This is a genomic window from Roseobacter sp. GAI101, from assembly GCF_000156335.1.
Taxonomy (GTDB): Bacteria; Pseudomonadota; Alphaproteobacteria; order Rhodobacterales; family Rhodobacteraceae; genus Sulfitobacter.
Map to the genome: position 1 here is coordinate 331,049 of NZ_DS999213.1, position 11,824 is coordinate 342,872.

11 protein-coding genes are annotated in these 11,824 nt (G+C 61.1%); 10 read left to right on the forward strand and 1 reads right to left on the reverse strand.

Features of this window, described 5'->3' with window-relative positions; translation table 11 throughout:
- Positions 1-60: 60 nt before the first annotated feature.
- From RGAI101_RS01505 to RGAI101_RS01550, 10 genes are all read left to right on the forward strand, one after another.
- Positions 61-1,002 (forward strand): ABC transporter permease, encoded by a 942-nt coding sequence (locus tag RGAI101_RS01505; protein ID WP_008225304.1) that lies wholly within the window; start codon positions 61-63, stop codon positions 1,000-1,002.
- A gap of 1 nt (position 1,003) precedes the next feature.
- Positions 1,004-1,891, forward strand: coding sequence for an ABC transporter permease (locus RGAI101_RS01510; protein WP_008227979.1), 888 nt, complete (start codon positions 1,004-1,006; stop codon positions 1,889-1,891).
- A gap of 4 nt (positions 1,892-1,895) precedes the next feature.
- Positions 1,896-3,584 carry an ABC transporter ATP-binding protein gene (locus tag RGAI101_RS01515; RefSeq protein ID WP_008227886.1) on the forward strand — a complete coding sequence of 563 codons (1,689 nt, stop codon included), beginning with the start codon at positions 1,896-1,898 and terminating at the stop codon, positions 3,582-3,584.
- Entirely contained in the window at positions 3,581-4,747 is a 1,167-nt protein-coding gene (locus RGAI101_RS01520; protein ID WP_008224932.1) for a M20 aminoacylase family protein, read from the forward strand. Before RGAI101_RS01515 ends, RGAI101_RS01520 begins: the two co-directional genes overlap by 4 nt.
- 78 nt (positions 4,748-4,825) lie before the next feature.
- On the forward strand, positions 4,826-5,965 hold the full coding sequence (locus RGAI101_RS01525; protein WP_037227099.1) for a M20/M25/M40 family metallo-hydrolase: 1,140 nt from the start codon (positions 4,826-4,828) through the stop codon (positions 5,963-5,965).
- 365 nt (positions 5,966-6,330) lie between these two features.
- Positions 6,331-7,149, forward strand: a complete 819-nt coding sequence (phnC, locus tag RGAI101_RS01530) for a phosphonate ABC transporter ATP-binding protein (RefSeq protein ID WP_008227785.1) — start codon at positions 6,331-6,333, stop codon at positions 7,147-7,149.
- A 60-nt stretch (positions 7,150-7,209) separates the two neighbouring features.
- Positions 7,210-8,118 carry a phosphonate ABC transporter substrate-binding protein gene (phnD, locus tag RGAI101_RS01535; RefSeq protein WP_008228502.1) on the forward strand — a complete coding sequence of 303 codons (909 nt, stop codon included), beginning with the start codon at positions 7,210-7,212 and terminating at the stop codon, positions 8,116-8,118.
- Between the two features lie 72 nt (positions 8,119-8,190).
- Positions 8,191-9,075 (forward strand): phosphonate ABC transporter, permease protein PhnE, encoded by an 885-nt coding sequence (phnE, locus tag RGAI101_RS01540; RefSeq protein WP_008225522.1) that lies wholly within the window; start codon positions 8,191-8,193, stop codon positions 9,073-9,075.
- Entirely contained in the window at positions 9,072-10,370 is a 1,299-nt protein-coding gene (gene phnE, locus RGAI101_RS01545; RefSeq protein ID WP_008229442.1) for a phosphonate ABC transporter, permease protein PhnE, read from the forward strand. The genes phnE (RGAI101_RS01540) and phnE (RGAI101_RS01545) overlap by 4 nt, the downstream gene beginning before the upstream one ends.
- Positions 10,370-10,984, forward strand: coding sequence for a chloramphenicol acetyltransferase (locus RGAI101_RS01550; RefSeq protein ID WP_008226019.1), 615 nt, complete (start codon positions 10,370-10,372; stop codon positions 10,982-10,984). Before phnE (RGAI101_RS01545) ends, RGAI101_RS01550 begins: the two co-directional genes overlap by 1 nt.
- A 49-nt stretch (positions 10,985-11,033) precedes the next feature.
- Here RGAI101_RS01550 and phnF read toward each other — a convergent pair whose 3' ends face one another.
- Positions 11,034-11,747 carry a phosphonate metabolism transcriptional regulator PhnF gene (phnF, locus tag RGAI101_RS01555; protein ID WP_008228325.1) on the reverse strand — a complete coding sequence of 238 codons (714 nt, stop codon included), beginning with the start codon at positions 11,745-11,747 and terminating at the stop codon, positions 11,034-11,036.
- Positions 11,748-11,824: the final 77 nt, after the last annotated feature.

Consider the following 11,824-nt stretch of genomic DNA (forward strand, 5'->3'; position numbering starts at 1 on the left):
AGGGCGCATGACCTGCGCCCTCTTTTCCTCTGCCTCAACCCCTCTAGGAGTGTCCGGTACATGTTCCTCTACATTCTGAAACGCGTGCTTGCGACGATACCGGTCATGGTGATCGTTGCGATCTTCGTTTTCCTGCTGCTGCGCCTTACCCCCGGCGATCCCGCCGCCATCCTTGCAGGCGATGCGGCCACACCTGCACAGCTTGAGCGTATCCGCGACCGCCTGGGGCTGAACGATCCGCTGTTTACGCAATTCATGACCTGGATGGGCCAGCTTGTGCGCGGCGATCTGGGCACCTCGCTTTTGTCAAACACCTCCGTTGCCGGTATGCTGGCCGACCGTCTGGGGCCAACGATCAACATCGCGCTCATGACCATCACGATCTCGGTCCTGCTGGCGGTACCCATGGGCGTCATCGCCGCGTGGCGTCATCGCACCTGGGCCGATGTTCTGGTGATGTCGTTTTCGGTTCTGGGGTTTTCCGTACCGGTTTTCGTCATCGGCTACATCTTTATGCAGATTTTTGCGATCGAACTGCGGTGGGTGCCGGTGCAGGGCTACAAGGATCCGTCAGCCGGTTTCGGTGCCTTCTTCAGCCGTGCCATTCTGCCATCCCTTACCCTGGCGACGATCTATATCGCGCTGATTGCCCGCATGACCCGCGCCTCGATGCTTGAGGTACTGGGCGAAGACTACATCCGCACGGCCCGCGCCAAAGGCGTCCGCGAAAACGTCGTGCTGTTCCGCCATGCGCTGCGCAACGCCGCGGTGCCGATCCTGACCATCATCGGCACGGGGTTCGCGCTTTTGATTTCGGGTGTGGTGGTGACCGAAAGCGTGTTCAACATCCCCGGGATCGGCCGCCTGACCGTCGATGCGATCCTGGCCCGCGACTACCCGGTGATCCAGGCGATGATCTTGCTCACGGCAGGCATCTACGTCTTCGTAAACCTGCTGGTCGACATCTCCTATTCCTTCTTCGATCCAAGGATCCGTTACTGATATGGCTGAAATTCCAACACCGCGGCTTAGCGCCTTTCACATGCTCACCCGCTTGTTTTCGTTGCCAAAGGGCGCGCGCATCGGCATCGGACCGACAATTGCGGCGGTGATCCTGGTGGTCATCGTTCTGGCCGCAGTCCTCGCGCCGCTTTATGTGCCCTACAACCCGCTTTCGATGGACGCGATGGCGCGCCTGAAACCGCCATCCGAAGAACATTGGCTGGGCACCGACCCTTACGGGCGGGACACGTTCAGCCGGGTCATGACCGGCGGGCGCGTATCGCTTTTGATCGGTGTGGGGGCCGCGGTGGTCAGCGTCGCAGTGGGTCTGATGATCGGCCTTGTCGCAGGCTTCTTCCGCGCAGCTGACGGCGTGATCATGCGGATCATGGACAGCCTGATGGCGATCCCCGCGATCCTTCTGGCCATCGCACTGGTCGCCCTGAACGGGCCCAGCCTGATGTCGGTGATCATCGCGATCACCGTCCCCGAAGTACCGCGCGTCGTGCGCCTTGTCCGTTCGGTCGTGCTTTCGGCGCGGGAAGAACCCTATGTCGAAGCAGCCATTGCACTGGGGTCGTCGATGCCTAAAATTCTGGTCCAGCACCTGATGCCGAACACGTTTGCGCCGCTGATCGTGCAGGGCACGTATATCTGCGCTTCCGCCATCCTGATCGAGGCGATCCTGTCTTTCCTCGGGGCGGGCGTTTCGACGGAAATTCCGACTTGGGGCAACATCATGGCCGAGGGGCGGACCTATTTCCAGATCAAGCCGGGGCTGATCTTCTGGCCGGGTCTGATGCTGTCACTTTGCATTCTGGCAATCAATCTGCTGGGCGATACCGCGCGCGACATTCTTGATCCGCGCATGAAAAAGCGGGAGGGCTGAGGACATGCAATTCAAGTCAAAGGACTTTACCGACGCACGTCGCGTGCTGAAAATCCGCAAACTCAAGGTCGGCCTTACTGGCCGCCCTAACGCCAAACCGGTGCTGGATGGCATTGATCTTGATATCCGCGCGGGGGAAACGCATTGCCTCGTGGGGGAATCCGGATCGGGCAAGTCCGTCACCTCGCTTGCGGCGATGGGTCTTTTGCCCAAGGATGCGCTGGAAATTCAGGGTGGCCTGATCGCGCTGGAGGATTTCGAGATCACCAATGCCACGCCGTCGCAGATGCGCGAGTTGCGGGCGCGGCGCATTGCGATGATCTTTCAGGAACCGATGACGGCGCTGAACCCCGTGCTGCGGGTCGGAGAGCAGATCGAAGAGGTGCTGAACATGCACACCGACCTGTCCAAGTCCCAGGCGCGCGCACGCACCATCGACATGATGGAACAGGTCCATCTGCCCGATGTCGAACGCATATATTCGGCCTTTCCGCACCAGCTGTCGGGGGGGCAGCGCCAGCGCATCATGATCGCGATGGCATTGATCCTTGATCCCGACCTGCTGATCGCGGATGAGCCGACAACCGCGCTGGACGTGACCACGCAGTTGCAAATCCTCAAGCTGATCTCGGAAATGCAGGAACGTCAGGGCACCGCCGTGTTGTTCATTACCCATGACATGGGGGTTGTGGCAGAAATTGCCGATACCGTAAGCGTCATGCAAAAAGGCCGCATCGTGGAACGCGCCCCGATTCAGGACCTGCTGACGAATCCCCAAGAGGATTATACCAAGAAGCTGCTGCGGGCCGTGCCCAATCTGGTGCCACGCAATGCCCGGGCCGAACCTGCCAAGACCAAACCGGTCCTCAGGGTCGAAGGGCTGGACATGACCTATGGCGGTGCCGGGCGGTTCTTCAAATCCCGTGGCGTGAAGGCCGCCCAGGAAGTGACCTTTGACATCGAACCGGGGCGCACGATGGGGATCGTCGGCGAATCCGGGTCCGGTAAATCCACCGTCGCGCGCTGCATCATGCGGCTGATCACACCCACGGGCGGGACGGTCACGGTGGCGGGCACGGAAATAGCCCAGCTTGGCCGTCGCCAGTTGCAACCGCACCGCAAGCATTTCCAGATCGTGTTTCAGGATCCGTACCGCTCGCTCAATCCGCGCTGGACCGTGGCGCGCAGCCTGTGCGAGGGGCCGATCAACTTTGGTACGTCGCGTGAGGAGGCGATGGCGAAGGCCGCTGAACTGATGGAATTGGTGGACCTCCCGCGTGATGCGCTGGACCGCTATCCGCATCAATTTTCGGGGGGGCAACGCCAGCGCATCGCCATCGCGCGGGCCGTGGCGATGAAACCCGACCTGCTGGTGGCGGATGAAGCCGTATCGGCGCTGGACGTCAGTGTACAGGCGCAGGTTCTGGACCTGCTTGACGACATTCAGGAAAAATTCGGCGTCGCCATGTTGTTCATCACCCACGACCTGCGCGTCGCGGCGCAGATCTGCGATGATGTTCTGGTGATGCAGAAGGGTCATGTCGTCGAAAACGGTCCCGCCGGAGAGGTGCTGTCCAATCCAACCCATGAATACACCCGTAACCTGATTGACGCGGCTCCCGGCCGCCAATGGGATTTTGCCAATTTTCGCGCACTTGAAGCCGCGCCAACACTCAAAGGATCCACCCTATGACCGTCATCCCCCGGATCGAGAAATTCGCTGCCGACCTGACCGAAATCCGTCAGGATTTTCACGCCCATCCCGAACTGGGCTTTGAAGAAACCCGTACGTCAAAGATCGTGGCCGAAAAACTGCGCGCCTACGGGGTCGACGAAGTCCACGAGGGGCTTGGCGGCACCGGCGTTGTCGGTCTGATCAAGGGCACAGGGGGTGGCAATCGCCGCGTGGGGTTGCGTGCGGACATGGACGCCTTGCCGATCGAAGAGGCGTCGGGCGTGCCGTTCACCTCGAAAAACCCCGGGCGGATGCATGCCTGCGGGCATGATGGCCATACGACCATGCTGCTGGGCGCGGCGCGGTATCTGGCGGAAACCCGTGATTTCGACGGCACCGTGGTGCTGATTTTCCAACCGGCCGAAGAGGGACTGGGCGGCGCGCGCCGCATGATCGAAGAAGGGCTGTTCGACAAATTCCCTTGCGATGAAATCTACGGCATGCACAACGATCCGAATTCCGAACCCGGCGTCGTGTCGGTCACGCCCGGTCCGGCCATGGCCGGCGCGTCATTCTTTGACATCACGGTCAAGGGGACCGGCAGCCATGCGGCCATGCCCCACCAATCGCGTGATCCTATCGTCATCGGCACGGCGCTGGTGCAACAGTTGCAAAGCGTGGTCAGCCGCAACATCCCGCCCACCAAACCGGTCGTCCTGTCGGTGACGAAATTCAATTCAGGTTCCGCGTATAACGTGGTGCCGGACACCGCCACGGTTTCGGGTACGATCCGGTATTTCCACGACGAAGTATCGCAGTTGGCCGACCAGCGCATTCGCGCGCTCTGCGCGGGGATGGCCCAAGCCTATGACATCGAAATTTCGGTCGATCTGCGCAATGTCTTTGACGTGCTGATGAACGATCCCGATCTGACCGCTGCCTATGTCGCCGCGGCATCGGACATCGTAGGCACCGACATGGCGGCCCAATCGACCGAGCAGGCCACCGGGTCGGAGGATTTTGCCGACATGCTCAAGGTCGTGCCGGGGGCCTATTGCCGGGTCGGCCATGCCGGAAGCATACCGCTGCACAACCCGGCCTTCGTGCTGGACGACGCGATCTTGCCCGTCGGGGCGTCGATCTATGCCCGTATCGTCGAGACGCGTCTGCCGAAAGCATAAGCCGATCCTGCGTTCGCCTTTCATCCTTAGCCAATGACCCAAACCGGCCCGATGTACGCGTCGGGTAAGGAGCCTGACATGACAAACCCGCTCGCCCTGCCTTTTGACACTGACGAAATGATCGAAGGGCTGAGACCCTGGATCGAAACCGAAAGCCCGACGTTCGATGCGGCTGCCGTGAACCGCATGATGGATGTGGTCCAGCACGACCTTGCCGCCTTGGGCGCGCGGGTTGAACGTATCCCGGGCCGCATGGGCCTTGGCGACAGTGTCCGTGCCGTGATGCCGCACCCAAAGGCGGGCGAAGGCGGCATCTTGCTGCTGGGGCATATGGACACCGTCCACCCCTTGGGAACGCTGGCAAAGCTGCCGTTCAAACGGGAAGGCGGCATCTGCTATGGTCCCGGCCTGCAAGACATGAAGGGCGGTAACTATGTCTTTCTGGATGCGTTGCGCAAACTGCTTGCCGCTGGCATCGAAACGCCATTGCCCGTCACCGTTCTGTTCACGCCGGACGAAGAAATCGGCACCCCCTCAACCCGCGCGCTGATCGAGGCAGAGGCCAAGCGCCACAAGTATATCCTTGTGCCCGAACCCGCGCGTGCCGATGGCGGTGCTGTCATCGGGCGCTATGCGATCGCGCGCTTCAACCTGCAGACCCGCGGCAAGCCAAGCCACGCGGGCTGGGCCCTGAAGGACGGGCGGTCCGCGATTGCCGAGATGGCGAAATCGGTGGCGCAGATCGAAGGCATGACGAACGACGACTGCACGTTCTCGGTCGGGGTGTTCAATGCCGGCCAATGGGTCAACTGCGTTTCGTCGGTATGTGACGCCGAGGTATTGTCGATGGCAAAGACCCAGGAACTGCTGGACGAGGGCGTGGCGAAGATGCTCGCTCTGAACTCCGACGCAGGGGACGTCGTGATGGAGGTGCGTCGCGGCGTGACCCGCCCCGTCTGGGAACCCGATCAGCCCGGCACGATGGCGATGCTGTCGCTCGCGCAGGAGATCAGCAAGGAAATCGGCTTTGAGATGACAGGCGCATCTGCGGGGGGCGGATCGGATGGCAACTTTACTGGGTTCCTGGGACTGCCGACGCTGGATTCCATCGGGGTACGCGGTGCCGGTCTGCACACGCTTTCGGAACATATCGAAGTCGACAGCCTTGTTGAGCGCGCAAAACTGGCTGCAGCACTTTACTGCCGCTTGGGGGCCTGACGACCGCCTTTCAGGCGGCGGTTCCGGTATATCGCCGCCTGAAGTACAAAGCCTGCCGTAAGCCGTCGTCATGTGCCGCCATCGTCGGGGCAGGGGATGACGCCTTGTGTGCAATGTAACCGCCAAAAGCGGTGCAAACTCCAAGGCCGGACACTGAAGGGGATAGGGGGATAAAGGCTGCTTTCTCGGGTCATCAGGTCGCGGATGTGGTGAAAACTGAACCCCTGATGCTAAGCCCATAGCGTCAAATCTGGATGCCCGCAGAGAATTCACCCCAGTCTGCACCTATTCACAAAACTTATATAATTCCGACACAAATGTGAAACGCCGCATGCCTAAACGGGCCTCAGAACCGGGGGTGCGACATGCTGCAACTAGACAAGATCACAAAGACATTCGGCGCGAACACGGCCGTTCACGCGGCAAGCTTTACCGTCGACAAGCCGATGATGATCGGCGTTATCGGCCGGTCCGGCGCGGGCAAATCAACACTTTTGCGGATGCTGAACCGGCTGACCGATGCATCGTCTGGGGCGATCACCTTTGACGGGCTGGATATCACCGCGCTGCGCGGGCGCGCCAAGCGCAATTGGCAATCGCAATGCGCGATGATCTTCCAACAGTTCAATCTGGTGCCGCGCATGGATGTCGTGTCCAACGTGCTGCACGGCACGCTGAACCGCCGGTCCACGCTGTCGACGATGTTTAACCTGTATCCTGACGGCGACATCCACCGCGCGATCGACATTCTGGAACGCCTGGGGATCGCCGAACACGCGCCAAAACGCGCCGAGGCACTGTCGGGCGGCCAGCAACAGCGCGTCGCCATCGCCCGCGCCTTGATGCAGGACCCGCGGATCATTCTGGCGGATGAACCGATCGCGTCGCTTGATCCGATGAATGCACAGGTCGTGATGCAATCCCTGCGTGACATCCACGAACAGGACGGCCGCATGGTGATCGCCAACCTGCATACGCTAGATACCGCGCGCCGCTATTGCGACCGGGTGATCGGGATGCGCGATGGCCGGATCGTGTTCGACGGTACCCCAGAGCAACTGACCACCGGCACCGCCCGCGACATCTATGGCGCGGATGCCAGTTTTTCCGAAGCCACGACCTCGACCCAGATCGAAACGAACGAAGCGGCCAGAAAGATACTGGCCGATATCGCCGCGCTGTAGCGCCTGCCTTTACCCCAAAGCCCCCGAACGGGGCAGTTTCCAATCAAAGAGAGATCACAGATGAAAAAGATCATCGCACTTGCACTCATGACCACTTCTATGTCCGGCGCAGCCTTTGCCGACGCCCATGCGATCAGTGAATTCCGCATCGGCATCCTGGGCGGCGAAAACGCCCAGGACCGCATGAACAGCAACGAATGCCTGCGCAGCGCCGTTGAAGACGCGCTTGGGGTGCCGACCAAACTTTTCGCACCGGCGGATTACAACGGCGTTATCCAGGGCTTGCTGGGGGGCACGATCGACCTGTCGCTGATGGGGCCTTCGTCCTACGCCGCCGTCCATATCGCTGACAAGGACGCCGTATCGCCGATCCTCGTCAAGGTAAACTCTGACGGGTCCACCGGATACTATTCCATCGGCTTCGCCCGCGCCGATAGCGGGATCACCTCGCTCGAAAGCTTGCAGGGAAAGGTCTTCGGGTTTGGCGATCCGAACTCCACATCCGGGTATCTGATCCCTTCCATCGAAATCCCGCAGCAAACGGGCGCATCCATGGAAAACGGTGATTACTTCGGCGAGGTGAAATTTACCGGCGGACACGAGCAGACCATCGTCGCGGTCAACAACGGTGACGTTGATGCAGGGGTCACATGGTCCGATGGCATGGGCAATTGGGAAGACGGCTACAACTTTGGCGCATTGCGCAAGGCGGTTGATGCGGGTCTGGTCGACATGAACGATCTGGTCGAAATCTGGCGGTCAAAACTGATCCCGGGGGAACCTGTCGTTCTGCGCAACGCGCTGCCCGACGACGTCCGCGCCACTGTGACGGGCATTATCGACACCATGGGTGAAACCGATCCGGCATGTGCGGCCGCCATCGCAGGGGGTGAAGTGTCGGGCTTTGATCCGATCGACCACGAGGCCTACACCTCTATCGTGGCTGCCCGTCTGGCAAAATCCAACTAAGCAAAACGATCTGACGATCATCTGCTGGTCCCGGAGCTTCCGGGGCCAGTCCTTTAGGTTTTGGGGCAAAACATGGTAGAAAAAGCAGGGACGCGCGCAGATGCGGCCCATCCGGGCGCGGCATATCTTGCACAGGTCAAAGCCAAACGTCTGATGAACTTCATCATGCTGGTGGTGTTTCTGGCGCTACTCGGTGCGGGTTTCCACACTGCCGACAGCCGCAATGCAGGCGGGTTCTGGGACGGGATCGGCAATGTCTGGGACTTTCCGTCGGCCATGTTCGGCGAGGCAATCGCGCGGGCCGCAATGATGCCCGGCTATCTGGTGAAATATCTGCCGTCCCTGATTGAAACCATCAACATCGCTGCCGCCTCTACGCTGCTGGGGGCCGTTCTGGGGCTGGTCCTGTCGCTGCTTGTGACGCGGGGCCTTGCGCCGGTGCCGCTGCTGGTGGGGCCCTTGCGCCGGGTGCTTGATATCCTGCGCGCCGTGCCCGAGATTGTCATCGCCCTTGTGCTGATCTTCATGCTGGGCGGCGGTCCGGTCCCTGCGATGATCGCGATCGCGCTGCACACGGTCGGGGCCCTGGGCAAGCTTTTCTCGGAGGTCAACGAAAACGCCTCGCTCAAACCGGTCGAGGGGCTTGCCTCGGTCGGGGCGACATGGACGCAACGGATGTGGCTGGGGGTGATCCCGCAGGTGGCACCGAACTATCTCAGCTATGCGCTGTTGCGGTTCGAAATCAACATTCGCGCTTCTGCGATCCTCGGCTTTGTCGGGGCGGGGGGCATCGGCTACGACCTGCGCAACACGATGAGCTGGGGCGTCGGCAAATACGACGAGGCCGCGGCGATCTTCATCCTGCTGTTTCTCACCATCGTGCTGGTCGACCAATTGTCGAGCATCCTGCGCAACCACCTGACCAACGGCATGTCCAGTGCAGAGGTAAAGCTATGAACACCGCAACCCTTCAGGCCCGGACCATCACGCAGTTCAGCCGCAAGAAGATCACCACGATGGCGGTGCCCGTGATCCTGCTTGCCTATTTCACCTATATCTTCGTGTCCTTTGACATGGCGGGGCTGGGGGACAGGATCAACCTGGACAATGCCCGCACGCTGTTGTCGGACACCTATAGCTACAAGACACATGTCGCGCAGGACAACCGCGATGGCACCATCGCCCTGTCCATCGAGGGCGAGCGCAAGGCCCAGTACCCCGACGGAATGACGCCGGACTGGGTGACCCTGGGGGCTGTCCCCACGGTTGATCTGGGGCAGGGCCACGTGATTACATTGGGGCCGCAGGTAACCTATGAAATTCCCGGCTACGGGCGCGTGACGGCCCGGCCGGATGGCACGGGGGTCAATGCGGTCTTTCCTGACGGTGACCTGCCTGATTTCATCAATGCGTCCAAGAACCGCGTCATGATCGCCACCGATGCCGGTCGTCTGACCATCACGCGGTCCCGCGCGGAAGTGTTCAAATACGACTACGGTTGGGAGCTGTTCTTTTTCACGCTCGACAGTCCCTATTACGGGCTGGGCGCGGGCCAGCTTTTGTCCCGTGCCGTGACCGGAGAGGTCGGCGCAATCGTCAGCGGTTTCTGGAACAATACGATGTGGCGGCACGGAGATGTGCTTTGGGCGCTGTTCGAAACCTTGCTGATGGCGTTCCTGGGGACCTTTGGTGCCGCGATCATCGCCCTGCCGCTGGCCTTTCTGGCCGCACGCAACTTTACCCCGCTGGGCATCCTGCGCTTTGCGGCGCGGCGCGTCTTTGACTTCTTGCGCGGGGTGGACGGTTTGATCTGGACCATCGTGCTCAGCCGCGCCTTTGGACCCGGCCCGTTGACCGGCGCATTGGCAATCCTGCTGACCGATACGGGGTCATTCGGCAAGATGTTCTCGGAGGCGTTGGAAAACGTCGATGCACGGCAGATCGAAGGCGTTGCGTCGACCGGGGCGACGCCATTGCAGCGCTACCGCTTTGGCGTCATTCCGCAGCTGACACCCGTGCTGCTAAGCCAGATCCTGTATTATTTCGAATCCAACACGCGATCCGCGACGATCATCGGTGCAATCACCGGCGGGGGCATCGGGTTGCTGCTGACCCAGGCCATCGCAACCCAGAAAGACTGGGAAGAGGTCACTTATTACATCGTTCTCATCATCTTGCTGGTCATGTCCATGGATACGTTGTCCGGCTGGGTGCGGCGCAAGCTGATCAAAGGCGACGAGGGCGGTCACTGATGGCTCGCCTTAAGGCCGACGCGCCGTTCATTCACCCCGATTGCGAGGTTACAGATGTCAGTTTTGGCCGATACGTCGAACTGGGGCGCGGAAGCCGTCTGGCCCATAGCCACATGGGCGACTATTCCTATTGCGACCGCTTCGCCGACATTGCCAACGCCACCGTGGGCAAGTTCTCAAACATCGCGGCCTATGTCCGGATCGGTGCCACGGATCACCCGATGGAAAAGGCCAGCCTGCATCACTTTCACTATCGGTCGGCCGACTACTTTGACGATGCGGCTGACGATGACGCTTGGTTTGATCACAGACGGACGCGGCGCACGGTGATCGGCCATGATACATGGCTGGGACATGGCGCGCAGGTGCGCCCGGACGTGACCATCGGTCATGGTGCTGTCGTCGCGGGCGGTGCCATTGTGACCAAGGATGTGGCCCCCTACACGATCGTTGCCGGAATCCCTGCCGTCCCGCTGCGCGCGCGGTACGCCCCTGGTATCGCGGACAGGATCAGCGCCATCGCTTGGTGGGACTGGCCGCATGACCGGCTGCGTGCCGCGTTGGATGATTTTCGCACCCTCAGCGCCGAAGTGTTCCTTGAGAAATACGAATGACGGCTCAGCGTTAGGGGCCCGCAGGTCAGGCAGCGATGGCGATCACGCTTTAGGCGTCCGCAAGCGTCAACGTGACTTTGTCCCCCGCAAACCAGGTGCGCCCGACCTCGACCGGATGGCCATCAGGGTCGACATTGACGCTGATCGTCCGCAAGACAGGCGCGTGTTCCGAGATCTGAAGGTGCAGGGCCTGGATCGCGGTCGCCAGCTTGGCGTTCACCCGCGTGGAGGCGCGTGTGTAGTCCGCGACACCGAAATGACGCAGCGCCGCCGTGACCGACGGGTCACTGCCAAGCCGGGTCAGCAGGGTCGGGAACCGCGTGGCGGGAAAGACGCTGCGAAACAGGGCGATCGGCCGGCCTTCCGACAGGGACAGCCCCTCGTAGACATGAACCTGCGCGCCCTGTTCGAGGTTCAGTGCTTCCGCCTCTGAGGCATGTGCCAGCCGGGTTTCCAGCAGCAGGACTTTCTTGGCAGGGGTCCGGCCTGCGGCACGCAGGTTCTGGTGAAAGCGCACGCGTCGGCCAATCGGATAATCGGTCGGTGTCATGGTGACGAAAACGCCTGCACCGCGTCTGGCATGCACCAGCCCATCCTGCGCCAGATGGGCCAGCGCATTGCGGACCGTGTGCCTGTTCACGCCAAACCGTGCCGCCAGAACCGCTTCGGTCGGCAACTTGTCACCGGGCCCGTAAAGGCCCTCAGCGATGTCGCTTTGCAGGGATGTGGCAATGGCTTTCCAGATCGGGGTGCGGGGGGTCATGTCATGAAAACTTCACACTTGGGGGGATTGGCAGAGGGCATGCTACCTTCTATGATTTGTCTAGTTGTATATACATC

What these genes read in the sequence shown, in the direction of transcription:
- RGAI101_RS01525 (WP_037227099.1), top strand. Translation starts at nt 4,826, where the DNA reads ATGACAAACCCGCTCGCCCTGCCTTTTGACACTGACGAAATGATCGAA.
- phnD (WP_008228502.1), top strand. Translation starts at nt 7,210, where the DNA reads ATGAAAAAGATCATCGCACTTGCACTCATGACCACTTCTATGTCCGGC.
- phnE (WP_008229442.1), top strand. Translation starts at nt 9,072, where the DNA reads ATGAACACCGCAACCCTTCAGGCCCGGACCATCACGCAGTTCAGCCGC.
- phnF (WP_008228325.1), bottom strand. Translation starts at nt 11,747, where the DNA reads ATGACCCCCCGCACCCCGATCTGGAAAGCCATTGCCACATCCCTGCAA.
- RGAI101_RS01510 (WP_008227979.1), top strand. Translation starts at nt 1,004, where the DNA reads ATGGCTGAAATTCCAACACCGCGGCTTAGCGCCTTTCACATGCTCACC.
- phnE (WP_008225522.1), top strand. Translation starts at nt 8,191, where the DNA reads ATGGTAGAAAAAGCAGGGACGCGCGCAGATGCGGCCCATCCGGGCGCG.
- RGAI101_RS01505 (WP_008225304.1), top strand. Translation starts at nt 61, where the DNA reads ATGTTCCTCTACATTCTGAAACGCGTGCTTGCGACGATACCGGTCATG.
- RGAI101_RS01520 (WP_008224932.1), top strand. Translation starts at nt 3,581, where the DNA reads ATGACCGTCATCCCCCGGATCGAGAAATTCGCTGCCGACCTGACCGAA.
- phnC (WP_008227785.1), top strand. Translation starts at nt 6,331, where the DNA reads ATGCTGCAACTAGACAAGATCACAAAGACATTCGGCGCGAACACGGCC.
- RGAI101_RS01515 (WP_008227886.1), top strand. Translation starts at nt 1,896, where the DNA reads ATGCAATTCAAGTCAAAGGACTTTACCGACGCACGTCGCGTGCTGAAA.
- RGAI101_RS01550 (WP_008226019.1), top strand. Translation starts at nt 10,370, where the DNA reads ATGGCTCGCCTTAAGGCCGACGCGCCGTTCATTCACCCCGATTGCGAG.